Annotated in this window: 27 protein-coding genes; 9 read left to right on the forward strand and 18 right to left on the reverse strand. The window is 60.0% G+C overall.

The genetic code is table 11. From position 1 onward, the window contains the following. The first annotated feature begins 2 nt into the window (after positions 1 to 2). From CFA77_RS16950 to CFA77_RS16975, 6 genes are all read left to right on the forward strand, one after another. Positions 3 to 506: an SH3 domain-containing protein gene (locus CFA77_RS16950; RefSeq protein ID WP_206991688.1), complete on the forward strand. Its 504-nt coding sequence runs from the start codon at positions 3 to 5 to the stop codon at positions 504 to 506. A 91-nt stretch (positions 507 to 597) separates the two neighbouring features. Continuing rightward, on the forward strand, positions 598 to 1125 hold the full coding sequence (gene fabA / locus CFA77_RS16955) for a bifunctional 3-hydroxydecanoyl-ACP dehydratase/trans-2-decenoyl-ACP isomerase (RefSeq protein WP_206991689.1): 528 nt from the start codon (positions 598 to 600) through the stop codon (positions 1123 to 1125). A 79-nt stretch (positions 1126 to 1204) separates the two neighbouring features. Next, complete coding sequence (locus CFA77_RS16960; RefSeq protein WP_206991690.1) at positions 1205 to 2020, forward strand: enoyl-ACP reductase; 816 nt, start codon at positions 1205 to 1207, stop codon at positions 2018 to 2020. A gap of 84 nt (positions 2021 to 2104) precedes the next feature. Next, positions 2105 to 2761: an SDR family oxidoreductase gene (locus CFA77_RS16965; RefSeq protein ID WP_206991691.1), complete on the forward strand. Its 657-nt coding sequence runs from the start codon at positions 2105 to 2107 to the stop codon at positions 2759 to 2761. Positions 2762 to 2871: 110 nt separating this feature from the next. Next, a complete protein-coding gene (locus CFA77_RS16970) occupies positions 2872 to 3465 on the forward strand; it encodes an NAD(P)H-dependent oxidoreductase (protein WP_206991692.1) in 594 nt (197 codons plus the stop codon). A gap of 41 nt (positions 3466 to 3506) precedes the next feature. Beyond that, a complete protein-coding gene (locus CFA77_RS16975; RefSeq protein WP_206991693.1) occupies positions 3507 to 4187 on the forward strand; it encodes a nitroreductase family protein in 681 nt (226 codons plus the stop codon). A gap of 15 nt (positions 4188 to 4202) precedes the next feature. On the opposite strand, the gene CFA77_RS16980 is transcribed toward CFA77_RS16975, so the two are convergent. The 6 genes from CFA77_RS16980 to udk form a co-directional block, all read right to left on the reverse strand. Next, positions 4203 to 4430, reverse strand: coding sequence for a hypothetical protein (locus CFA77_RS16980; RefSeq protein WP_206991694.1), 228 nt, complete (start codon positions 4428 to 4430; stop codon positions 4203 to 4205). Between the two features lie 65 nt (positions 4431 to 4495). Further along, positions 4496 to 4981, reverse strand: coding sequence for a hypothetical protein (locus tag CFA77_RS16985; protein ID WP_206991695.1), 486 nt, complete (start codon positions 4979 to 4981; stop codon positions 4496 to 4498). Between the two features lie 4 nt (positions 4982 to 4985). Then, complete coding sequence (locus CFA77_RS16990) at positions 4986 to 5297, reverse strand: hypothetical protein (protein ID WP_206991696.1); 312 nt, start codon at positions 5295 to 5297, stop codon at positions 4986 to 4988. 74 nt (positions 5298 to 5371) lie between these two features. Further along, the gene (locus CFA77_RS16995) at positions 5372 to 6208 is read right to left on the reverse strand and encodes a CAP domain-containing protein (protein ID WP_206991697.1); all 837 of its coding nucleotides are present in this window, start codon (positions 6206 to 6208) and stop codon (positions 5372 to 5374) included. A 39-nt stretch (positions 6209 to 6247) separates the two neighbouring features. Next, the gene (locus CFA77_RS17000) at positions 6248 to 7156 is read right to left on the reverse strand and encodes a 5'-nucleotidase, lipoprotein e(P4) family (protein ID WP_206991698.1); all 909 of its coding nucleotides are present in this window, start codon (positions 7154 to 7156) and stop codon (positions 6248 to 6250) included. A 60-nt stretch (positions 7157 to 7216) separates the two neighbouring features. After that, positions 7217 to 7906 carry a uridine kinase gene (gene udk / locus CFA77_RS17005; RefSeq protein WP_242517427.1) on the reverse strand — a complete coding sequence of 230 codons (690 nt, stop codon included), beginning with the start codon at positions 7904 to 7906 and terminating at the stop codon, positions 7217 to 7219. A gap of 108 nt (positions 7907 to 8014) precedes the next feature. Between udk and CFA77_RS17010 the strand changes: the two genes are divergently transcribed. Continuing rightward, positions 8015 to 9406 (forward strand): aminotransferase class V-fold PLP-dependent enzyme, encoded by a 1392-nt coding sequence (locus CFA77_RS17010; RefSeq protein ID WP_206991699.1) that lies wholly within the window; start codon positions 8015 to 8017, stop codon positions 9404 to 9406. A gap of 11 nt (positions 9407 to 9417) precedes the next feature. Here CFA77_RS17010 and CFA77_RS17015 read toward each other — a convergent pair whose 3' ends face one another. Continuing rightward, positions 9418 to 10095 carry a TetR/AcrR family transcriptional regulator gene (locus CFA77_RS17015; RefSeq protein ID WP_206991700.1) on the reverse strand — a complete coding sequence of 226 codons (678 nt, stop codon included), beginning with the start codon at positions 10093 to 10095 and terminating at the stop codon, positions 9418 to 9420. A gap of 115 nt (positions 10096 to 10210) precedes the next feature. Here CFA77_RS17015 and CFA77_RS17020 point away from each other — a divergent pair, with 115 nt between their 5' ends. Beyond that, positions 10211 to 10897 (forward strand): DUF4386 domain-containing protein, encoded by a 687-nt coding sequence (locus CFA77_RS17020; RefSeq protein ID WP_371822964.1) that lies wholly within the window; start codon positions 10211 to 10213, stop codon positions 10895 to 10897. A gap of 54 nt (positions 10898 to 10951) precedes the next feature. On the opposite strand, the gene pnp is transcribed toward CFA77_RS17020, so the two are convergent. The 6 genes from pnp to CFA77_RS17050 all read right to left on the reverse strand — a co-directional run bounded on the left by pnp (position 10952) and on the right by CFA77_RS17050 (position 19554). Continuing rightward, positions 10952 to 13087 (reverse strand): polyribonucleotide nucleotidyltransferase, encoded by a 2136-nt coding sequence (gene pnp, locus CFA77_RS17025; protein WP_034814482.1) that lies wholly within the window; start codon positions 13085 to 13087, stop codon positions 10952 to 10954. Between the two features lie 71 nt (positions 13088 to 13158). Continuing rightward, positions 13159 to 13428, reverse strand: coding sequence for a 30S ribosomal protein S15 (gene rpsO / locus CFA77_RS17030; protein WP_034814480.1), 270 nt, complete (start codon positions 13426 to 13428; stop codon positions 13159 to 13161). 213 nt (positions 13429 to 13641) lie between these two features. Further along, positions 13642 to 15894 (reverse strand): TonB-dependent receptor domain-containing protein, encoded by a 2253-nt coding sequence (locus tag CFA77_RS17035; protein ID WP_206991702.1) that lies wholly within the window; start codon positions 15892 to 15894, stop codon positions 13642 to 13644. Between the two features lie 1180 nt (positions 15895 to 17074). After that, positions 17075 to 17638: a Smr/MutS family protein gene (locus CFA77_RS17040; protein ID WP_206991703.1), complete on the reverse strand. Its 564-nt coding sequence runs from the start codon at positions 17636 to 17638 to the stop codon at positions 17075 to 17077. A 10-nt stretch (positions 17639 to 17648) separates the two neighbouring features. Next, positions 17649 to 18872: a murein transglycosylase A gene (locus CFA77_RS17045; RefSeq protein ID WP_206991704.1), complete on the reverse strand. Its 1224-nt coding sequence runs from the start codon at positions 18870 to 18872 to the stop codon at positions 17649 to 17651. 70 nt (positions 18873 to 18942) lie between these two features. After that, positions 18943 to 19554, reverse strand: a complete 612-nt coding sequence (locus CFA77_RS17050) for a Tim44/TimA family putative adaptor protein (protein ID WP_206991705.1) — start codon at positions 19552 to 19554, stop codon at positions 18943 to 18945. A 131-nt stretch (positions 19555 to 19685) separates the two neighbouring features. On the opposite strand from CFA77_RS17050, the gene secB reads away from it, so the two are divergent. Beyond that, complete coding sequence (gene secB / locus CFA77_RS17055; RefSeq protein ID WP_206991706.1) at positions 19686 to 20198, forward strand: protein-export chaperone SecB; 513 nt, start codon at positions 19686 to 19688, stop codon at positions 20196 to 20198. Here the strand turns inward: secB and dnaQ are convergent, their stop codons facing one another. The 5 genes from dnaQ to CFA77_RS17080 are packed head-to-tail and all read right to left on the reverse strand — an operon-like array spanning position 20199 to position 23752. Next, a complete protein-coding gene (gene dnaQ / locus CFA77_RS17060; protein ID WP_206991707.1) occupies positions 20199 to 20900 on the reverse strand; it encodes a DNA polymerase III subunit epsilon in 702 nt (233 codons plus the stop codon). Further along, the gene (gene coaE / locus CFA77_RS17065; protein WP_206991708.1) at positions 20897 to 21505 is read right to left on the reverse strand and encodes a dephospho-CoA kinase; all 609 of its coding nucleotides are present in this window, start codon (positions 21503 to 21505) and stop codon (positions 20897 to 20899) included. Before coaE ends, dnaQ begins: the two co-directional genes overlap by 4 nt. After that, complete coding sequence (gene aroE / locus CFA77_RS17070; protein ID WP_206991709.1) at positions 21502 to 22317, reverse strand: shikimate dehydrogenase; 816 nt, start codon at positions 22315 to 22317, stop codon at positions 21502 to 21504. The genes coaE and aroE overlap by 4 nt, the downstream gene beginning before the upstream one ends. Continuing rightward, positions 22314 to 22910, reverse strand: coding sequence for a Maf family protein (locus CFA77_RS17075; RefSeq protein ID WP_206991710.1), 597 nt, complete (start codon positions 22908 to 22910; stop codon positions 22314 to 22316). The genes aroE and CFA77_RS17075 overlap by 4 nt, the downstream gene beginning before the upstream one ends. Beyond that, positions 22907 to 23752 (reverse strand): pyruvate, water dikinase regulatory protein, encoded by an 846-nt coding sequence (locus CFA77_RS17080; RefSeq protein WP_206991711.1) that lies wholly within the window; start codon positions 23750 to 23752, stop codon positions 22907 to 22909. The genes CFA77_RS17075 and CFA77_RS17080 overlap by 4 nt, the downstream gene beginning before the upstream one ends. Between the last annotated feature and the right edge of the window lie 231 nt (positions 23753 to 23983).

The raw sequence follows: 23983 nt of genomic DNA on the forward strand, positions 1-23983 counted from the left end.
ACATGAAGTGGGCAGCCATTATTTTAACCGGGCTCGTCTTTGCTTGCGCTTCGGCACTGGCTGAGGGTCCGACCTATGTGCGCGTGAGCAAATTTTCCGGAAAGGAAGTCCCGCGCTTCGAGACCCTGAAATACAATGCCGTGAATGGTCGGGCCGGCCCCAGCCGCGATCATCCGATCCTCTGGCGCTACGAACGCCAGGGCTTGCCCCTGCTGATCATCAAGGAGAGCCAGAACTGGCGCCGTGTACGGGATCCGTCCGGCTCAGAAGTCTGGGTCCATGCCCGCATGCTGGAACCGGAAGCCAAGGCCATGGTGCAGACCGACACGATCCTGCATCACGCGCCGGATCCGGAAAGCGCAGAGGTCGCCCGCATAGAGGCGACCGTCCTGGTGGAGCTCGGCAAATGCGCGGACAATTGGTGCCGCATCGAAGCCGGAAACTATAAAGGCTTCGTCCCGGCTGCCGCCCTCTGGGGCGTAACGACCAGCGAAGCCACCCTGTAAGCAAGGGCAGTCTGGACACCCTCTCCCTGTTGACAAGCCGCGCGGCACAGGCTCGTAAAGCCTCTTGCGCTGATTGAACAAGGGAACCGCCATGTCCGGACCGCACGATTACCACACGCCCCAATCCTCCTACTCCAAGGAAGACCTGCTGAAGTCAGGTGCGGGCGGCTATTTTGGCCCGGGCAATGCGCAATTGCCGATCCCGCCCATGCTGATGATGGACCGGATCACAGAGATCACCATGGATGGCGGCCAGTTCGGCAAGGGCAGCGTGATCGGCGAACTCGACATCACGCCAGACCTCTGGTTCTTCGAATGCCACTTCCCCGGTGACCCGGTCATGCCCGGCTGTCTTGGCCTTGATGCCATGTGGCAGGCCGTCGGCTACTGGCTCGGCTGGTCCGGCAGCCCCGGAAAGGGCCGTGCGCTCGGCGTCGGCGAAGTGAAATTCACCGGCGAGATCACGCCCGACAAGAAGCTCGTCCGCTATGTCATCGACATCAAGCGCGTGCGCCGCGGCAAGCTCAATCTCGGCATCGCCGATGGCCGCGTCTATGTCGATGATGAGCATGTCTACACGGCCCTCGACATGAAGGTCGGCCTGAAGAACGTCCTCTAGCGCTGCGCCTGCTTGACGTGGGCAAGCGGGCTGCCTAGCCCTGATGACACGATGAAATTTGAACAAGGGAGATGCCGCGATGGCTGATGACTGGACCCCGCCGGCAGGCGACCTGATGAAAGGTAAGCGCGGCATCGTGATGGGCGTCGCCAACCAGAACTCCATCGCCTGGGGCATTGCGCGCCAGCTGGCCGCCCAGGGCGCCGAGATCGCGTTCACCTATCAGGGTGACAGTTTGGAGCGCCGCGTGCGCCCGCTGGTCGAATCCATCGGCATGGACACGATGATCCCGGCCGACGTCACCGATGATACGTCCATGGATGCCGCGTTCGACACCATCAAAGCCAAATGGGGCAAGATCGATTTCCTCGTCCACTCCATCGCCTTTGCCGGCAAGGACGAGTTGCAGGGCTCGATGGTCGCCAACACGACCCGCGAAGGCTTCCGCCGCGCGATGGACATTTCGGTCTACAGCTTCATCGACTGTGCCCGCCGCGCCAGCGAGATCATGCCGGATGGGGGCGCGATGATCTGCATGACCTATCTCGGCGCTGAGCGCACTGTGCCCTCCTACAATGTCATGGGCGTCGCCAAGGCCGCGCTCGAAGCCGCAACCCGCTATGCGGCGCGCGACCTCGGTCCGCAGGGCATCCGCGTCAACGCTATTTCCGCTGGCGCGATGCGTACGCTCTCCCTGGCCGGTATTCGCGGCGGCAAGAGCCTGATGGGCACGGGCCGCGACTGGTCTCTGCTGAAGGAAGACACGCGCATGGAAGGCGTCGCCGGCGCGGCGCTCTACCTGCTCTCCGAACTCGGCCACTCGGTCGCCGGCGAAGTCCACCATGTCGACGCTGGTTTCCACGTCGTCGGCGTGCCGGATTTGCCGGAGGACTAAGCGTCCTCACCTTGCTGTGATCGCCCGGAACTCCTGCCCGTCTGTCCTGTTGGTCTGGCGAACCCATTCTGACAGGAGACTTCCATGTCCAATATCTTCCTCATCGGCGCCACGGGCGGCGTCGGCAGCCGCCTGAGCCCGAAACTCGTCGAGGCCGGCCACACGGTCAAAGGCCTGCACCGCAAACCTGAACAGGCAGATGATCTGCACAAGCAGGGCGTCGAGCCCGTTCTCGGCAATATCATCGACATGACCGCAGACGATCTTGCCAGCGCCATGAACGGCTGTGATACGGCCGTCTTCTCCGCAGGCGCCGCCGGCAGCGGCCGGGACAAGACGACCGCGATTGATGGAGAGGGCCCGGAAAAGCTGATCGAGGCGGCGCGCGCCACAGGCGTGAACCGCATCTATCTCGTCTCAGTCATCATGGACGCTGGCCGCGACCGCGACACGAGTGACGACTTTGAACACTATATGGCCATGAAGCGCCGCGCCGATGCGGCCCTCGCCCAGAGCGGGATCGACTATGTCATCCTGCGCCCTGGCACGCTGAAAGATGATGACGGCGATGGCAAAGTGATGGCGGGCCGCGCGATCACCTATGGAGACGTCGCGCGCGGCAATGTCGCCGCCACGCTCGCGGAACTGATCGGCGTGCCGGAAATCACCAATGAGATCATCGAACTCACAAATGGCGATACACCTGTCTCCGATGCCGTTGCCAGTCTGAAACGCGGCTGACACGCAGGGCGAACCCCATGCTGACGAATTGCACCCCACACCGTTTGGGCTTGCCATCAGATCCGTATTGAACAATAAACGTATTGTTCAATCGTATTTGGGGGGCTCTCATGCCAGCACGCATCTTTCTCTGGGTCGGCCATCCACGCGCTACATCGCTCAGCCACGGCATGGCGGACGCCTACCAGCGCGGCGCAAAAGCGAACGGCGCCGAAGTCCGGCGCATGAACCTGTCGGACATGGTCTTCGACCCGGATCTCACCGAAGGCTATCACGCCCGCAAGACCCTTGAGCCATGCCTTGAAGCGTGGCGGGAGAACTTGCTCTGGGCCAATCATGTCTGTTGGGCCTATCCGCAATGGTGGGGCGGGATGCCCGCCAAGATGAAAGGCGTGATCGACCGCAGTTTCCTGCCAGGCTTCGCCATGAAATATCACGAGAAGGACCCCTTCTGGGATCGCCTGCTGGCCGGACGACGGGGCGACGTGCTGATGACGTCCGACGCGCCGGTCTGGTTTGACCGGCTATCCAATGGTCGCGCCGCCAAGTTACAGGTGCAGAAGCCCGTCATGAAATTTGTCGGCATACATCCCGCACGCATCCTGCAGGTCGGACCGGTGAAGACGGCCAAGGAGGCGACGCTCTCAAAATGGATGAAGCGGGCCGAAAGGCGCGGCGCTGATGCCGCCCGCCGGTCCCGCTGATGTGAATTGCGTCCGCCCGTCATCCTGCTAACACGGGCATCATGAAAACCAGTACCGAGACCCATGTCCCGCTCAGCGGCTTCCCGTCTTATCCCGAAGACGAGATGCGAAACCGCGCCCGCGCCTTTCACGACTCTCTGGCGACGCGCCGTTCCGTCCGCGCCTTCTCCGACAAGCCCGTCCCACGCGAAATCATTGAGGCCTGTGTCGCCGCCGCCGGGTCGGCCCCATCCGGCGCCAATCACCAGCCCTGGTTTTTTGCCTGTGTGAACAGCGCGGAGAAAAAGCGCGAAATTCGTCAGGCTGCCGAAGCTGAAGAGCGTGAGTTCTATTCAGGGCGCGCCGGGGAAGACTGGCTCGATGCGCTCGCGCCGATCGGCACCGATGCCGACAAGCCCTATATGGAAATCGCCCCCTGGCTGATCTGTATCTTCGCCCAGCGCCGCGGCGGCGTGCAAGCGGGAGAAACCCGCAAGAACTACTACATCAACGAAAGCGTCGGCATCGCCACGGGTATGCTGATGACCGCCTGTCATCAGGCCGGCCTCGCCACCCTTGTCCACACGCCCAACCCGATGAAGTTCCTGAACGGCATTTGTGATCGTCCGGAAACGGAAAAACCCTTCCTGATCCTGGTTGCGGGCTATCCAGCCGACGATGCCATGGTGCCCAAACACGCTCTGGTGAAAAAGCCACTGGATCAGATCATGCGCGTGTTCTAGCGAGCGAACGCCAGCTCAGTGTGGAACGATCATGCATTTTCCGGTGATGATGGCACCGCTGGAAATCGAAACGCCCGGATACACGATGACGTCTGGGCCCAGTGTAACGTTCACGGCCTGAAAATCAGGAGCCACCCATCCCCCAGCGCTTCCGTCAGGGTTGGTGTATCGGACAGCTTCAATTTTGCGTCCGTCGCTCTCGGTAAAGACAACTGTTCGGCGGCTTGCGGTTTTGGCAGGCATTCGAATCACTCCGATGTCTATCGAAGAGAATCACGATTTGGGAGTTTTGTGAATCCCGGACCGGTTTAATCTTCGCACAAACGGAATTCTGCGCCTGGAAAGCTTTCTACAATCTTGCATAGATCCGGAAAGCTCCACAGCATGGCAAGAATACCTACACACATGGGAAGGAGCAGGTGGAAAATATTGTACAGCAACTTTGCGGATGCCGCCTTGCGCTGCACACTTTCCCTGAGGCGCGCATAGACCGGGTTTTTGAAAAGACCCTCACCATCTTGAGATGACGTCGCCTCTTGAAAGGCCTTCTCCATCCCCGCCTTGTCCATTACGAACAGCGCAAATATCAAGCTGAAAACAGCTTGGGCGATTGCAAGAAATGCCCCCGCTTGAATAATCCCAAGCGTTAGGCCCTCCACTTCCAAATCGAATATGGATACGGGCGTGGAATGGTTTCCTGACAGTTCCGCTACAAAAACGATCGCAGAAAATGTGTAGGTGCGATTGGTCAGATCCCGGAACAGACTTGCGAAATACTCGGACGTGAGGTTCATGCAACTACTTGCTGTGGTCAATTACATCTATGCGTTTTCGTGGCTGTCCGGGCTTACAGATAAAGCTGGTTTGCACGAGCTTCCTGCCATTTCGGCGATGCTTCGATTTAGATGCCTCGAACTGATGGAGGAAGTGACCCTCCCGGAGTTCGTGGGCAATAGCCCCTTTTTTTGGAAGTTCCTCAAAATCATGCGGTGGACAGTCACATGTCTGCCCTTTCGCGATGTAATCGCGGACGACTTGCTTTTTCTCCGTTTGCATATCGCCGGTATCCACATCCGACGAGAATTCCTTTTTCACAAACACATCAACCATGGTTAACCCTCCTGCCTCCGGACATGAATCCAGAAATAGAACGATAATTCAACCCTACAGAATTCGGTAGGGTTCTAGCCGCCCACGGTCACAGCGGGACCGGGCAGGTGGATTGTGTAATAGCTGCGCGGCTTCTCTCCCGGTTTGCGGCCTTCGGCGGCAATGTGGATATCGCCCGATATACCCGCCGGAATACCCTGCCCCATTGGCAGCACGTCGCCGCTTGGCAATTCGGCCGCGAACTCGCGGAACTTCCAGCCGTTGAGCACGGGCATCTGCCGCAACCGGTCCCCGGTACGCATCCGCACGGGCACGTCCCGCGCAAGGCTGCCCGACAGGTTCAGGAAGTTCTGCGTCACCCAGACACCCGTCTCGGTCCGCACCACGCCCATCGATACATGCGTGGCCTGTTCGCTGAGAATGTTTGCGCGATGGCCGGGGCTGTCCATGAGGTTCTGGTGCAGACGTTTCACGGCCTGCCGTTCCAGATTCCAGCGCCCCCGGACAATCTCGATCATGGCAACATTTTCAGCTGAATACTGAATGATTGCCCGCCGGTCGAAGGCCGCGATGCGGTCCTGCGGTTCGCGTCCGTCCGGTCCGACATGGCCGAAGAAATCATTATACGCCATGTCGAGACTGTGAAAGCGCGCCGTATTGCGCAGCGCTGCGCGATTGACCAGCGGCGGCAATCCCGCCTCCTTGCGGGCGATATTGGTCAGCCTCAGGAACTCGCCTTCCATGCGCGCGTCGAAGGCATAGCCCTCCGGCAAATTCCCGAAGCAGGGCCGCACCTGCTCGACATAATCGGCCACTGCGACGCCCCGCCCCGTGAGGGCAAGGTCACAGGCAAAGGCGGGCAGGCCAGCGGCAAGCGCCGCAAGGCCGACGAAAAGAGTGCGCAGGATCATGTCTTGCGCACTATATCCGCGCCAACATGAACAGAAGTGTTACGGCCGTTCAGGCCATGGCTGCAGCTGGTCGCGTTTCATCTGCAACCGCTGGTCTTCAGGCAGACTGTAATCATGACCGAATGGCGCGCTCTCCCAGCTGCCATAACCCGGATTCGGCAGGGCAATCCATTCCCGGCCCCATTTGTCTGCATTCGCCTCATATACGGCCTGCCGTTCTGCCGGGCTGCCTTTATAGGAATCGGTGAAGTCGCCCAGATTGTCGCCCAGCATGAGCAGGATCCGATAATCCTTTGCCACCACGGCCCAGCGCGTTGCCTTGGCCGAGCCCCAATCGTCCTGCTCGCCCTTGGTCAGCAACGTGTCGACATTGCCGCCCATTGGGAAACCGAGTGCCCGCAGATTCCGTGCGGTCCCCTCTTCCGTCACTGCGTCGCGATTGGTGACGTAGAATACTTTCACACCCTTGGCCGCAGCCGCGCGGGTGAAGTCCACCGCGCCCGGCACGGCTTTCGCCACACCCGCGCTGGCCCAGGCATTCCAGCGGTCGGGGCTGAAAGGCTCACCCGCCAGCACATCCGCCGCCGCATAGGGCGTATTGTCCAATACGGTCTCATCGGCATCAAGGATGATTGCCGGGGGAAGATCCTGATAGGCCTCGCCCTGCAGGTCCGGCGCGGCGGTCCATTCCGGATCAGCCAGCGCCTCGTCCAATCGCATCGCCGCCAGCGCATAGATGCCGTCAGTCGTGGCCTTGTACTCTACCGCCTGCTGCGCCCAGAGCGTTGCGTTCAGCCGATCATCCTGTGCCGGACCCGTTTCAACAATGACTTCGCGCTCGACCACCACTTTGCGGACAGGTTCGGAGCCTTCATCAACATAGATACAGGCAGACAGGACAAATGGCGCCGCCAGCCCTGCAACAAGAAATGAAAGCCTATGGGTCATGACGGTCTCCTGTTCCGATGCAGGCTGGTCATACCAGACTGGCCCCGAACCGGAAACGGGTCAGATCGCGCCGCAATTCTGCAGACGCGCCAGCACCGGTGCGATCATGCGTTCGATGGCTTCTTCGGTCGGGCGCACATTGCCATAGGCCGGCAGGCCTTCATCGGCAATCACGAGGTCGGCCTCGAATTTGGCCGGATAGGTCCATTGGTAATGCGCCGCGCGAACCGTACCGAGATATTGCTGAAGTACACTTTCCAGCGAGCGACCGCGCTCGGTCACGTCGCGGCGAATTCGCCGTGCGAGGCGCAGGTCGTCTGGCGTGTCCACATAGACCGACAGATCAATCAGGGAACTGATTTTCGGGAAAGACAGCGCGTGGATGCCCTCCAGGATCAGGATCGGCGCAGACTTGATCTCGCGTGTCTTCTCGCTGCGGTCATGGCGCTCATAATCATAGATTGGCTGCTGGATCGTCTCGCCGGCTTTCAGCGCGCGCAAATCCTTGACCAGCCGGTCGGCTTCTTTCGAGCGAGGTGCATCATAGTTGATGCCCGCAACAAGTGCCGTCCATTCTTCCTTGTTCCCGGGCTCGCCATAATGGCTCATCGGATAGTAATACGCATCCTCACCAAACAGGACCGCCTGCCCCTCAGGCAAATGGTCCAGAAGGGCTTCGGCCAGCGTGGACTTGCCAGATCCGGAGCCACCGGACATTGCGACGAGGAATTGCTTGCGCTTTGTCATCATGGCTTTGGGTGTAACGGCAAACCCCGGCTGGCTTCAACGAAAAAAGGCCGCCGCCGCACTTCCTTTGCCACGCACAGTCCCGTTAGATGCACGCTGGGGAAATTCGCCATGACTGATCCACTCGACCGCGCCACATTCCATGCCCGCCGCTGGCTGGACAGCCTGCCTGACCGGCCCGTAGGCGCCACGGCCACCGCGCGCGACCTTCGCGCCGCCCTGTCTGGCCCGCTACCGGAAACCGGGCGAGACGCCGCCGCCATTATCGACGACCTTGCCACGCACGCCGAGCCCGGCCTGCATGCCAATGCCGGGGGACGATTCTTTGGTTGGGTGATGGCAGGATCACTTCCTTCGGCACTTGCTGCCGACTGGCTGGTGTCGGCCTGGGACCAGAATGCGGGTATGTTCACCGTGGCACCCGCCGCAAGCATGATTGAAGAGATTGCTGGTGAGTGGCTGAAGCAACTGTTCGACCTGCCGCAGACATCCTCCTTCGCGTTCACCACCGGGTGCCAGATGGCGCACGTCACCGCGCTGGCAGCGGCACGGCATGGCGTGTTGCAAAAGGCCGGATGGAATGCAGAAAACGACGGCTTGTTCGGCGCACCGCGTATCCGCATCCTGACCAGTGAAAACAGGCACCGCTCCCTCGACAGCGCTATTCGCCACCTCGGTCTTGGACAGGCATCCATGACAAATGTCGCCATCAACCCCATGGGCGACATGCGCGCAGATGACCTTGCCCGCCATCTTGCCGAATGGGAGGGGCCAAAAATTGTATGCCTGAACGCGGCAGACCTGAATGTCGGCACATTCGATGATTTCCGTACATTGATTCCGATGGCCCAGGCCGCTGGCGCATGGGTGCATGTCGACGGCGCGTTCGGCCTTTTCGCCCGCACGAGCGACCGCCTCAAACACCTCACAGACGGCATCGACTTCGCTGACAGCTGGGCAACCGACGGTCACAAGTGGCTGAACGTACCTTATGATTGCGGCTTTGCCATTGTCCGCGATTCTGAGGCCCACCGCGCCGCCCTGTCACTCAGTGCGGCTTATCTCTCCCCCAGTCAGGACGTGCGTGATCCAACGGATTGGAACCTCGAACTCTCCCGCCGGGCACGCTCGGTGCCTGTTTACGCCGCACTTCAGGAACTTGGCCGTCAGGGCGTCGCCGACCTTGTTGACCGCTCATGTGCGTATTGCGCCGAAATTGTGAATGGGATCGGCGCCCTGCCGAACGCTCGCGCCCTGAATGACCCGATACTCAATCAGGGCCTTGTGCGGTTTGAACACGAAGGCGCGAGTGCGGAAGAGAATGATGCGTTTACCGACGAGATCATTCGCCGGGTGAACGAAAAAGGTAAAGCCTTTTTCTCCGGCACGACATGGCAGGGTCAACGCGTTATGCGCGTTAGCGTCGTCAGCTGGCGGACGAATGAAGGGGATGTCGCGCGAACAATTGCGGCTGTACGCAAGGCGCTGACGGAAGATGGGTAGTTTGTGCGACCCTAGTCACGGAGTCGCTCAAGTCCATCCAGCAACAGATCAAGGGTGAATTCGAACTCTGTCTGGCTGTCGCACCACCCCATGGCCGGCTCGTCGGATTGATGCATCTCGGACGCTACCATGGCCGAGAGGTAGGGCAGATTTTCTGCCATCTCCTCAAACTCCGCCTGCGTCTTTTGTGTGTCCAGGTTTCCACCCGACACCGGCGGACTGAACAATTCCTGCGCAAAGCCAAACATCAGACTTCCGAGCGCGTGCAATGCACGATGGGCCGTTTGATAGCTGAAGCCATTGTCCACAAACAATGCAATCACCTGATCCACATAGAGGTACATGGACGGTGGTATGGACTGCCGCGCCGCAAAAAGCGCAGGCGTCCATGGGTGACGCATCACCACCGTGCGAGCGGCCAGACATCTGCTGCGCAGGTCCGATTTCCAGTCTGTCATGCATGATGCCGGACGCTCATCAACGGCGGACGTGATCTCATTTGCCAGCGCCTCGGCGAGTCCATCAAGCAGGCCTTCCTTGCCTGGAAGATGGTGATACAGGGACATCGCTTCGACGCCCAACTCTTTGCCGAGGCGCCGCATGCTCAGACTTTGCAGGCCCTCGCGATCAACCAATGTCATCGCGGCATCAAGCACGCGCGTGTGCGTCAAAGGCTTCCGTGTACTCATTGCCAGCCATATCTCCTTTCGGGATCCATTTGCCTTTGTGGCGATGGCACTTGCAAGACTCTTGCACTGCATGGTAGCACATGGCGTAGACTTACATTGTAAGGTTTAAACAAATATGTCCGCCTTGCCCCCCTCCCTTCGACGCGATGCATGCCTCACGGGCCTGTTTTACCTGGGCCTCGGTTTGACCGGCGGCGCCGTTTTCATGGCGGTTCGCCCTCAGCTTTTTGCGGAAGATGATCCTGTTCAAACGCTCGCCAATCTGACCGGGCAGGAAGGCCTTGCCCGCATCGGGATCGCGCTGGAGCTTGGGTCCGCCATCTTCCAGGCGTTGACGGCGGTATGGATCGCCAAACTGTTCAGTCACATCGACCGGCATGCCGCGAGCGTTGTGGCACTCTTCGGCATGGTCAATGCGATCGCGACGCTCGCCAGCTCGGTGATGTTACGCGCGGCGCTCGACACAGCCTTGGGACACAGCAGCGCCGATCCGGCAATCAGCCATCTGTTTGTTCTGACCAGTCACCACTTCTGGGCCGCAGGCGCCATCTTCTTCGGGCTCTGGTTGATCCCAATGGGTGGGATCGTCCTGAAGGGGCGCTTCGGCCCTCGCCCGCTCGGCTGGATACTTATCCTTGGCGGAATCGGCTATGTCGCGAGCGTGTTTATCGCAGTGCTCGCACCGCACGCAGGCGCTTGGATCGGATTACTCACGATTCCACCAACAATTGGCGAATTCTGGATGATCGGACTGTTGTTCTGGAAAGGCCTGCGCAGAACATCCAAGTATGATCAAAAATAAAAAAGGCCGCTCCGGAGAGCGGCCTTTCGTATCCTGTTGCAGGAAAAGGAAATCCTATTCCTCTTCGCCGCCCTCATCCTTGGCAAGTTCCTTGCCGGTGGTCTGGTCGACCACTTTCATGGACAGGCGCACTTTGCCGCGATCATCGAAGCCCATCAGCTTGACCCAGACCGTGTCGCCTTCTTTGACGAGGTCTTTCGGATGGTTCACGCGCTCGTTCGCCATTTGCGACACGTGCACAAGGCCGTCCTTCGGACCAAAGAAGTTCACGAAGATACCGAAGTCTTTCAGGCCAACGACCTTGCCTTCGTAGATCTCGCCGATTTCCGGCTCTGCGACGATCTCCTTGATCATCTTCAGCGCCTTGTTGATGGATTCCTTGTCCAGCGCAGAGACCTGCACCGTACCATCATCATCAATGTTCACCTTGGCGCCGGACTCTTCCACGATGCCGCGGATGACCTTGCCGCCAGACCCGATCACGTCACGGATCTTGTCGGTTGGCACTTTGACGATTTCCATCTGTGGAGCGTTTTCCGACAGGCTGTCGCGGGACGTATCCAGCGCTTTGCCCATCTCACCCAGGATGTGCATGCGCCCACCCTTGGCCTGCTCCAGAGCCGTGTGCATGATTTCCTTGGTGATACCGGCGATCTTGATGTCCATTTGCAGGGACGTCAGGCCTTTTTCGGTACCGGCCACTTTGAAATCCATGTCGCCGAGATGATCTTCGTCGCCGAGAATGTCGGAGAGAACCGCCACGCCGTCAGCTTCCTTGATCAGGCCCATTGCGATGCCCGACACAGGACGGGTCACCGGCACGCCGGCATCCATCATGGCGAGGGAACAACCGCAAACCGTTGCCATCGAGGACGAGCCGTTGGACTCGGTGATCTCGGAAACGAGGCGGATCGTGTACGGAAACTCTTCATGCTTTGGCAGGACAGCCTGCAGCGCGCGCCAGGCGAGCTTGCCGTGGCCGGTCTCGCGGCGGTTGGTACCGCCCATGCGACCGGTCTCGCCCACCGAATATGGCGGGAAGTTGTAGTGCAGCATGAATTTGGACTTCGACGTGCCATCAAGGCCGTCGATGAACTGCTCATCATCGCTGGTGCCGAGCGTGGCCACACAGATCGCCTGCGTTTCACCACGGGTGAACAGCGAGGAACCATGCGTGCGCGGCAGGAAGCTGGCAATTGCCTCGATCGGGCGAACCTGATCCAGCGAACGGCCATCGATGCGCTTGCCGGTTTTCAGGATGTCGCCGCGAACAACGCTTGCTTCGGCTTCCTTGAAGGCAGACTTGAACGTCTCGCCAGACATTTCGCCCGGCTCTTCTTCGGTGCCGACGAGCGCAGCCTTGGCCTTTTCGCGGGCTTCGCCCACAGCGGCCTGACGCTCCAGCTTCTCGGTCATCGAGTAGGCGGCGGAAAGATCTGCACCGACCAGTTTCTGGATTTTTTCCAGTTCGGCCGAGTGATCTTCGGCTTCGAAGTCGAACGGTTCCTTGGCGGCCTGTTCGGCCAGGTCGATGATCGCATCGATCACAGGCTGGATCGATTCATGACCCGCCATGACAGCGCCGAGCATGACTTCTTCGGACAGTTCATAAGCTTCCGATTCCACCATCATCACGGCGTCGGCGGTGCCGGCCATGACGAGGTCCAGTTCGGACTCTTCGAGTTCTTCGATCGTCGGGTTGATGATGTACTCACCATCCTTGTAGCCCACGCGCGCTGCGCCGATCGGGCCCATGAAGGGCGCGCCGGACAGGACAAGCGCCGCAGAGGCACCGATCATGCCGATCACGTCCGGATCGTTTTCGAGATCATAGGACATCGCGGTCAGCACGACCTGGACTTCGTTCTTGAAGCCTTTGACGAAAAGCGGGCGGATCGGGCGGTCGATCAGGCGAGACGTCAGCGTCTCTTTCTCGGTCGGGCGGCCTTCACGCTTGAAGAAGCCACCTGGGATGCGGCCCGATGCGTAGTATTTTTCCATGTAGTTGACGGTCAGGGGGAAGAAGTCCTGGCCCGGCTTCGCGCTTTTCGCAAAACATGCGGTCGCGAGCACTTTTGTATCGCCATAGGTCACCATGACGGCGCCATCGGCTTGGCGGGCCACCTGGCCCGTTTCGATCGTCAGCGTGCGGCCGGCCCATTCCAGCGACACAGATTTCTTGTCAAACATCAAAATGTCTTTCTTTTTCACATACGAAAAGCCCGCCGCGGCCCTATTGCCCGGCGGGCTTGATTTTGTGCCTAGCGGCGAATGCCGAGGGCTTCGATGAGTTTGGCGTAGCGCGCCTCATCCTTGCGCTTGGTGTAGTCAAGCAGCTTCCGGCGGGTTGCGACCATGGCCAGCAGGCCCCGGCGGGAGTGGTTGTCTTTCTTGTTCGTCTTGAAGTGGTCGGTCAGGTTGTTGATCCGTTCGGTCAGGATCGCGACCTGCACTTCTGGGGAACCGGTATCGCCAGGCTTTGTGGCAAATTTTTCGATCAGTTCCTGCTTTTTCTCAGCGGTAATCGACATCGTGTATCTTTCTTGTAATCGCCTTGCGGCGGGTTTCGTCTAAGCGCCTGAATTGGCGGGGGTTTTGGGTGAGTATCTGAGGCCTCAGGCCACGGCCGGGATGTCGTCCAGCCGGGTCAGGACCCGATATCCCACCACAAGGGGCGGCTTATGGCTCATTTTCCCCCGAAATGAAAGGCCCTCAGGTGAGGTTTGGCGCAAAAGCGCCGGAGCTTAGAATCTCACCTCAAGCCCGACCAGAATCTCCTGCGGCTTGCCGGGGCGCAGGCCCGCGGGGTCGATGGAGGCGACATAGGTTTCGTCGAACAGGTTTTCCGCTTTCACACGCAGGCGCAGCGTCTCGGTCAGGTCGACCCAGGCCGCCGCATCGACCAGCCAGCGTGCATCGATCCGCTCGCCTGCCGGAATGGCGCCCTGCCCTGCCCGCGCACGCGCTTCGGAGACGTGATTGGCAGAGAAATCCATGCCCCAGCGGCTGGCTTCGATGCCCGCCATCAGGGTGATCTGCTGGTCCGAGACATAAGGCAGCTCGTCGCCCGCCTCGACATCGCCCCACGGCTCATAGCTGCTCTCGAAGCCAGACTGGAATTCGGCATCTGTCCACGTATAGACGAGGCCGACCGGCAGTGAGAGCGAGGTGTCGAACAGCGCCGCCGCATCCCAGCTCGCCGTCAGCTCAAGGCCCATCACGTCCACATCGCCGCCATCGAACTGGTCGCCGATCGTGCAATTGCCACCGGACGAGGCGGTGCAGGTGCCGAGCAGGTTTGAATAGTCATTGAAGAAGGCAATCGCCTCGACATCGACGCCCTCTTTCGAGAAGCGTCCGCCGGCTTCCCAGTTCACGCTCTCTTCGGCATCGGCCTCGGTTGCGCCGGGGCTGGCAATCGCAAAGCCGCGATGCACACCGGCCAGCAAGGTCACATCCTCGTTGAGTTCGTAAAGTGCACTTAGACCCGGCACAACGACCTGGTCATCCAGGGTCCGCACGCGCGTCGGCCCCGCCGCACGGGTCGGGTCTGCCGTTGAATAGTCCTCGCGCGTCAGCTCATAATCCTCAAACCGCGCCCCGCCGGTCAGCGTCAGCTTGCCAAGGCTCACCCGGTCCTGCAGGAACAGGGCGACCGCCTCGCCGCTGGAAATCCGGTTCGCATTGCTGCCCGCCGCCCCGGCCGTGGTCAGGATCAGGCGTCCGCCTTCAAGACGATAGGCATCCTCTTCCTGAAACCGGTCTTCCTCGTCCTCATGCACGCGGATACCGACAGTGACATCATGGTCAAGGCCGCCAAACGCGGTCTGCCAGTTGAGCGTGGTTTGCAGGCCTTCGCTGTAATAGGCGCGGCGGTTGGCGCGGTAGACGATGGAATCGTCGAGGCTGGTAGCGCCGGTCGCCAGGCTGTACTCGGCCGAATAGGTCACCGGGTCGGCCAGCACGGAGGAAATTCCCGTATCGCCGCTCGCGCCCGTACCATCGGCGCTGATACCCTGCAGCTTGTACCAGTTGCGGGCAAAGTCGTGATGATAGGCAATTGTCGTCAGGTTCAGCGTTGGCGAGAATTCAATCTTGTGGGTCAGCTGGAACAGCTCATTCTCGCCCCGGAATTCATCATCCGCGCTCGCATCATAGCGGCGATAGGGGTTGGCCTTGAAATCTTCCAGCGTCAGGCCGAAATAGGTCTCGTTGGAGGTCTCTTCGCGCGTCTGGTATTTCAGCTCGACGCTTTGCGGCATCGGGCCGTCATCCTTGTAGGCCCCGACTTTCAGCATCAGATCATCAGCGTCGAACCCAGTTGGGCCGCCATTGTCCAGCTCCTTGAACCCGTCAGTCTCGTCGGTGAACACTTCGATCAGGCCGCCCAGTTTCCAGCCTGCGCCGACCTCCGCACGTCCGCCCGTCCAGGCATGGACCCGCTGGCGATCATTGGTGCCAAAGAATGCCTGTGCAAATCCGGACGTCTCTTCCGGCACTGGCGTCGAGAACAGGTTCAGTGCGCCGCCCGTCGTGCGCGGACCATACAGGATCGCGGCGGGCCCCTTGGTCACTTCCACGGCGCTCATCCGCGCTGTTGTCGGGAAATAATAGGCGGACGGCGAGGCGTAGGGCGCCGGCGAGATCGGCACGCCATCTTCCATCAGCACGATACGGGACGAGCGATCCGAACCCGACCCGCGCAGGCCGATATTTGGCCGCAGGCCATAACCGTCCTCTTCCTGGATGTTTACGCCCGGCACGACGCGCAAGACGCGCTGGATATCGCTCTGGGCCTGCGCCGACAGGTCAGCATCCGTCAGGAAGGAGACCGACCCGGCCACTTCGTCCACCGCATCCGTCGAGCCTGTCACGACAATCGTCGACAACATCCGGTAGGGGTTCTGCTCACCCGGCGCGGTGGCATTGTCAGCATAAGATGACAGGGATACGAGCGCGCTGGAGGCCAGCAGGACGGAAAGACGGGAAAACGGCATGAGGGATACCTGTTGATATTGAGAATGAGTTGCGGGTCTTTAAGAGGATGCCACGCCCCAAAACAACCTGCATTTGACATTCACTCGCACAAACTTGCCGCGTATGTGCTTTCCATGCCACGCTCGGACTCATGTGAAGCGGAAGCTGCTGCGCGCTTCGCTCGTCCCCTCCCCCGCCTCTCCGGCGCATGCCGGAGTCTCGTCCGGCTGGCTCCGTCTGGCTTCGGCAGGAGACGCCGGCATGCGCCGGGGATACGGTTCGTGGGATAGAGATCATTCTCCTCCGATGACCCCTGCGCAGCTGCCGAGGACAAGAAATCGTGCCAGTGGCACGATTTCCCGAGGCAGGGGTCCATCTCGGGACTTCCCCCTTCGCACATGAGGGAGCAGCAGGAGATGGATACCTGCCTGCGCAGGTATCTTCGGAGCTGGGATTTTGCGCTCCCTATCCGTCTGAGAACTCCCTGCCCCATACTAAGCATCTGCCCTCACAGGAGCCGGATCAGGTACCGTTCTGGTTGTGGGGGGCAGGGTCAGGATGGTGCGGGTCGGAGATACGGTCCGATGCGCGCCTAGGCAGGTCAGGCCAGGGTGAGCTTGCGAAAGCAAGTTGGGAAACCGCCTCGTCCGGTCGCACGGAGCATTATGCTCCCGGATGAGCCATGCGTGTGAAAGCACGATGGATCCGTTCGCGCGGCACCGGTAACGAAGACCCGGGACCATGGGCCCCCATGCGGGTGCTCGCTGAAACTTCTGTCCGGCGCGGCGGGCGGTAACGCTCCATTCCGTAGCCATTCCAAATCATCAGGCGGAGCGCCACGGCGCCCGCTGCGCCGACGGCTCTGTGAGGGGCCGACTACGAGATACCCGGATGGCGCGCGCCAGGCCGGCTTGGAGTGCTGAAACGAGAATCCACTCGGAGGAGACCTGTCGATGCCAAGACGTAAAGCCCGCCACCGCAACACGTTCCGTCGGAAATTCCAGCCGACCTATAATTTGCAAAGTCACCGGACCATCGTGAAGTATCTGCGGCGCATCACGAAAGACCGGGACTATCTGCACGCTGACGTGGATGCCTTCGAACAACGTCCTTTGGACAATCTCTATGGCCCCATACAGATCATGCACGCCCTCAGCCCTGAAGTGCTGGCAGCACAAGAAGCGGAAACCATGCGGAGGCTCAACGCCCTGTCCGAGGAGTTCCGGGCACGCCGGCCCGCCGGAGAAACAGGTAAAACGCCCCCGAGCCCCCATGACGCGCATGCGCCTCTGAATAGCCCGACACAAGATGACTGGCCGACGGTCCCTGAACCCAATCCAGGAAATTCCGACGCAGAACCCCCTCGCCCCCGCGCCCTTTACCTGTAATCACCAACACACAGCGTGCACCCTCAGCCCGGCTGCGCTGCAGGAAACTTCCCAGCATCGCTTCGGCAGACGCCTGAGTATGGCCGTGCAGGTCGATCTTTCCGGCAAGTTCCAGCCGCCCGCGTTTGACGCGTTTCTCGCCTTTTCGGTCGGCGGCCCGCGCCGTGACCTTGGGGTTCTCGGGGGCCCGGCCCGCCGCAGCGATCAATCCGGCAGCGGAAGACTTGCGGGCGCGGTTTGGCGATACCGGCTCGCCGGCTTCCAGCGCGCGCTCGAACTCTTCAAGATTGTCTTTTGCCGGGCCGATCGGCTTGATCGTGCTGGCCACGCGCGACCATGCACGGGATTCTTCCGGGGACAGGCGGCGTTTCGTCATGACCGCACTCTTACGGCGCGCCCGCATGGAACCCAAGCGTTGCCATGTCAGACGTGTGGATTCGCGCTGCCACGCCTTTGGGCAGGAACACCCACAACCGGCCCGGCGCATTCATCGTGCCGGCGCGCTCGCCCGCCTCCGGGCCCGTGCCGAAATAGAGGTCGCCGCGCACTGCGCCCTTGATCGCGCCGCCCGTATCCTGCGCAACCAGCATGCCTGCCCAGTCTCCGCCAAGGCCCGGCGCGGTTGTCTGCACATACATCGGCACGCCCAGCGGATGGATATCGGTATCCACAGCCATCGACGACAAAGGCGTCAGCGGCACGGCTTGCGCCCCTTCCGGTCCGAGCGCCGCATCCCCTTCCGGCAGGGCGCGGAAGAACACGAAGCGCGGATTCTGGTTCATTGCCATACGTGTCTCAACCGGCCCGGCCCGGTCCATCCAGGCACGTATGCCCTGCATGCTGGCCTCGCCCGCCGTGATCCGGCCGGTTTCCATCAGCCAGTTGGCTGTCGACCGGAACGGGTGGCCATTATGCGCCGCATAGGCTGCGCGCACGGTACGCCCGTCAGGGAACTGCAACCGGCCCGAGCCCTGAATCTGCAGGAAGAACACATCGGCCGGGTGGGCATAGGCAATCGCGCTGACGCCCGACGTCGTGATTTCAGCGCGGGAAGGATACGGCCTCAGCGCGCCATTGCGCAGGCGCTGTTTTGGACTTGCGCCATTCGGCACGAGATCGGCGGGCAGCGCAGGCACAGGCTCGGTAAAGGGCGGCGTCGGCGTGTAGCGCGCCTCGTAAAGCGGCTCGAAATAGCCCGTGAAGCGGCTCTTGCCGGACGGATCGGAAATTTCGACTGGGGTAAACAGGGATTCCAGGATGTGCCTTGCACTCTCATCATCCTGCGCATCATTCACCGCATCACAGGCAGGCAGCCACTCGGCAACGTATCCGGCCCAGGGGGCGACATTGGCCATGAAGTCCCCGGCCGACCGGTCCTGCAGCTTCACGCACGACCGTTTGAACGCACTCAGTGGCAATTCGATGGGTGCCACATCCCAGTTCGGCAACTCCCGGAAGCTCGCCGGACGCTCAATCGCAGCTGGCGGCAACGGGCCAACATCCACCGGCCGGGTCGGCGACGGCTTGGGCGACGGAGCCGGCGGTGGCGGCGCAGACTGGCACGAGGCCAGAACAAGCGCGCTGGCAAACAGAAGGATACGGCGAAGCATGGCGCCATTTATGGAATGCTTTCGGGCGGGCTGTCACGCCCCGGATGCGCGCTTTGTGGTGGAAGACTGCCTATTTGGCTTCTTCGACATCATCGAGGATCCAATTGGGATCGTTTGCGGTCACATCATGCATGTAAGCCCACAGCTCACGCGCCGTGCGGGTCGTCTCACCATCGCCCAGTTCGGCTTCATAGCGCACCCAGATGCGCGCCATACTACCGTCCATCTCGGCGCTTTCGATTTCAGCTCGACGAATGCGCAGGAGGTCAAACGCCGAGGCGCCGGTCTTTTCGCGTTCCGCAATCGCGTGGTCCCAGGCCTCATAGACGTCATCATCCAGCAGAGGCCGCAGCGTATCTCGGTCACCTGCGGCAAAAGCGGTCACGATCATCGTGTAGGCCGCCTTCGCGCCACGCATGAACGTTGCCTCATTGAAGCTGTTGTCAGCATTGTAGATGTCTTCCAACCCGCCTGCTGCCGGGCCGGTAAAGATCGGACGGTCATTGTCGGCATTGGGCAATGGCAAGTCATTTGCGCCAGGATCAACCTGGCGTGGCTTGGCCGGCTGAGTGCGTTGCACAGGAGAATTGTCCTCACCGCGTCCGAGCACCGTATAGAGGCGGAACAGGACAAACAGCGCGATGGCCGCAAGGATCACAACTTGGATCACAGGATCAAACATGGACGCGTAACTTCCTCCGATGGATTGCGTAACACCATAAATAGGGCGAACAGCCCAATGATGCCAGTGATACGTTGCGCCTTAGGGGGCCACATGCTAGGCGCGCGGCTTCAGATTCAGGGAGGATCAGCATGACAGATGCCAGCGCACCGCAAAACCCCCAACCGCAGGGCACGCCGCCTCAGGCGCCCGCCATGCGCGTTCTTGGACAGTATATCAAGGACCTGTCATTCGAGAATCCCGGCGTCGGCCCGGTGCAAGCCCAGCCGAATATAGACCTCGGCATTGATGTCGGCGCGACCCCGCACGCCGACGGCAATGGCCTTTACGAAGTCTCGCTGAAGCTCTCTGCCAAGGCGACCGCTGAACAGGCTGTCCTGTTCATTTGCGAACTCGATTATGCCGGCCTCTTCCAGATCCAGAACGCCCAACAGGGCCAGATGGAACCGATGCTGCTGATCGAGTGCCCACGCCTGCTCTTCCCATTCGCGCGGCGCATCATTGCTGAAATCACCCGCGAAGGTGGTTTCCCACCGCTCCTGATCGATCCGGTCGACTTTGTGCAACTCTACCAGTCGCAATACCAGCGGGCCGCAGCCGAAGGCGATCAGACGCCGCCTGCTGCGCCGACCGGCCAGGCCTGATCAGCCAAACTTTTTCCAGATTGAGTCTTCGCCCAGACTGTCGACAAAGGCAGAATGGGCGGCGCGCTCGTCGTCGGAAATCAAAGATTCCAGTGGCACTGGCCGTTGCCGGGCGGAACGTTTGCGCTCACCGCGGGTGAGTTCTTCTTCGCTCTCGAACGTGAAGGCATGCGCCCGCCCGCCAAGCAGCTCCAGGTAGACACTGGCCAGCAATTGGCTATCCAACAGCGCGCCATGAAAGGTCCGGCTTTCCAGCGAGATTTCAAACCGGCGACATAGCGCATCCAGATTTGCCGGCGCGCCCGGATACTTTTTCCTGGCCATCTGCGCCGTATCGATCCAGCGAGGTTCAGGGATTGGTGGACGTCCGCATTTTTCCAGTTCCATGTTCAGGAAGTTCCGGTCAAATCCGGCATTGTGCGCCACTAGCGTGGCGTCGCCCAAGAATTCAAGGAACGCGTCTACAACCGACGGATGCTCAAAGAATGGGGCATCTCTCAGATCGTCATCCGTGATGCCTGTAATGCGCACCGTATCCTCTGATACAGAACGTTTTGGATTGATCAGGGTCCGGAACGTGCGACCTGTCGGGATGTGATTGATCATCTCGACTGCCCCGATCTCGATCACCCTGTCCCCTTCAAGGTGGTGCAAGCCGGTCGTCTCAGTATCGAATGCCAGTTCGCGAATGTCTTCACTCATGAATTTGCCTCTTCAACCAAACGATTCATCAGGGATACTATGGCGCGAACACAATCGGCAGCAAATTCGAAACCATGCGCTGTGGAGATGATGAAATCCGCCTTTGCACGCTTTTCTGCATCGGGCATCTGACGTGCCAGGATGGACTCGAATGTTTCCTCCGTCATGCCCGGTCGCGACAATACCCTTTCGCGCTGGACTTCCGCAGGCGCAGTCACCACCGCAACATAGTCGCAATACGCATAGCCGCCAGCCTCATACAGAAGAGGAATATCCAGCACGACGAAACGTGCGCCATCCTCGCGCGCCTTGTCCCGAAATTGCTTCTGGGCATCACCAGCAAGGGGGTGCACAATGGCCTCAAGCTTCCGCATCGCCTCGGCATCATCCAGCACATGCGTGCGCAAAGCCATCCGGTCGATCGCACCGTCGACCATCACCCCCGGAAAAGCCGCCTCGACCGGTGCAACGGCAGCCCCACCCTTGGCATAAAGTGCGTGAACAGCCGCGTCGGCATCGTAGACCGGAACACCCTCCTCACGAAACAAATCCGCTGTTGCAGACTTACCCATGCCGATAGACCCTGTCAGCCCAAGGACGATCATGTGGTTGCCTCCACCAGTTTACGACAGCGAGCCATCGCAGACTCCATATCCGGCAGAACTCCGAACCAGAGTTCGAAACTGAATGCCGCTTGCGCGACCAGCATGCTCAGCCCATCCATTGGCTTCCACCCGGCCGTATCCGCCTGCGCCAATATCGCCTTGGCAGGCTTGCCATAAGAAATATCGTAAAACGTCCGAAGCTTACCTTCCGGTAGGTCAAGAGACTGGCCCGTCTGGCCAAGACTCAGCGTGTTGATCACCACGTCTGCCTTGCCCATCTCTGCTTCGGCATGCTCCAAGTCTCGGATATCAGCATCAATGTTCAAATGTTTCACAAGATCCTCTGCGCGGGATCGCGTTCGATTACAGATCGTCAGAGTTGCCCGCATGTCTGATAGTGCCAGCGCAACCGCTCGAGCGGCCCCCCCTGCTCCCAGCAGGCAGACATTCTGATCAGCTATTTCAATGTTCGCCTGGGCGAGGGATTCAGTAAAACCAGGGGCATCGGTATTTTCCGCTAGCCAGCCGCCAGACTTCAGCCGGACCAGAGTGTTCGCTGCTCCAATGCGGCGCGCAACGTCGCTTGTGCCTTCTGCCCGCGCTATGGCATCTTCCTTGTGAGGAGAGGTCACGTTCAGACCCATCGCCATCCGTTCTTCCAGAGACGACAGGCCATCCGTAAACTCACCCTTCGGAATATGCATCGCCTCATAGGTCGCATCGATACCGTGCTCGCGTATCCACGCATTATGAATCACAGGTGACAGGGAATGACTGACTGGGTCGCCGACGACTCCATAGAGTTTGGTCATGACAACAACACTCCACGTGTCCTCAAATAGTCCAGCAACGGGAGAAGAGGCAATCCCAGGATTGAGAAGTAATCTCCGTCGATCCGTGTGAACAATTGCGCGCCAAGCCCTTCAAGCTGGTAGGCACCGACCGTCGACAAGAGCGGTTCTCCGACTGCTTCAACATAGGTGTCGATGAAGGCATCACTCAGTGGGCGAACAGTCAATTTCGGCCTCGCCAGATAACGCCAGACAGGTTTCCCTTCTTCGCTGATAACAATCGCCGTTTCCAATGTGTGCGCCTTGCCGGACAGCTTCACCAGATGGTTCCGGGCATCGGCAAGGTCAACCGGCTTGTCGAACGCCTCTCCATCGAGTGAGAGCATCTGGTCACAACCGATCACCAGGCCCGGTTCGCGCATCGAAATCTTCACCGATTTCAGTTCGGCAAGTTGCATCGCCTGGTCGCGCACTTTCATGTCGCTCGCGCGGAAAGAGGCTTTGGCTGCGTCTTCGTCCACATTCGGCTTGATCGTGTCTGCCTCGATGCCGGCAGCGGTCAGCACGGCTCGCCGACTTTGACTGCCGGATGCTAGAATGATGCGCTGGCTCATAGTTGGGCGTTCCGCTCATTCAGCAGATTCAGGATAGCGGCAGCAGTTTCCTCGACAGACCGGCGGGACACATCGATTGTCTTCCACTTGTTGCGCTGGAACAGGCGGTTGGCTTGGGTCACCTCGTCACGCACGGCCGCTTCATCCGCATAGATTGTGTGTTCGTCTTCCTGCAGGGAAATCAATCTCTGGCGCCGAATCTGGACGAGCCGCTCAGCGCTGATTTTCAGGCCGACGATCAGTGGGCCTTTCGGACCAAGTTCTTCCACGAATCCTGGAAGCGGAACACCGGGAACCAGCGGAATATTACCAGCCTTTACCTTGCGGTTCGCAAGATAGACACTGGTCGGCGTCTTGGACGTACGACTGACACCAAGCAGGATCACATCAGCATTCCGTAGCCCATCGACATTCTGGCCATCATCATGCGCGAGCGTGAAATTGATCGCTTCCATCCGCTCGAAATAGTCATCATCCAATGCGTGCTGTCCCGCGACGATCCGATTCGCCGACACACCGAGATGTCGGCCCAGCATGGCAACGGAGGCATCCAGTACGGGCAAAGTGGATACGCCCTTTTCGCGACAAAACGCTTCGAGTTTTGATCGCAGTGTCTCGTCGGAGATTGTGTACCAGACCACACCCGGTGCAGCTTCGATCTCCCTCATCACGCGCTCTAGCTGGCGTTCTGAGCGGACCAGATAATAGTTGTGCTCGAGGGGCTGAACATTCTTGAACTGCGCACAGGCAGCGCGCTGGATGGCATTCAGGGTTTCACCGGTACTATCAGAGACCAGGTGAACGTTGAAGTATATGCTTAGGCGGGCGAGTGGCTTGTTCATCGCCCCTGTGTTGCCGAGGTTGGCAAAACACACAAGACCTGTGAGTCCTCTGTGGATAGAGGATCTTCCCCAAATGGATTCACAATCGAGTCACAGCCAGCGAATTCGACTCCGGCAGAATCCCCTTTCGTTCGCACCTGTGACTCCAACTGGGGTGTTAACCCATCGTTAACCTCGGTAAAATCGACAGTTAACGAAACCTTACCGGGGTGCGACACCCTGTGACTCGCC

Source organism: Hyphomonas sp. KY3, assembly GCF_017309975.1.
Taxonomy (GTDB): Bacteria; Pseudomonadota; Alphaproteobacteria; order Caulobacterales; family Hyphomonadaceae; genus Hyphomonas.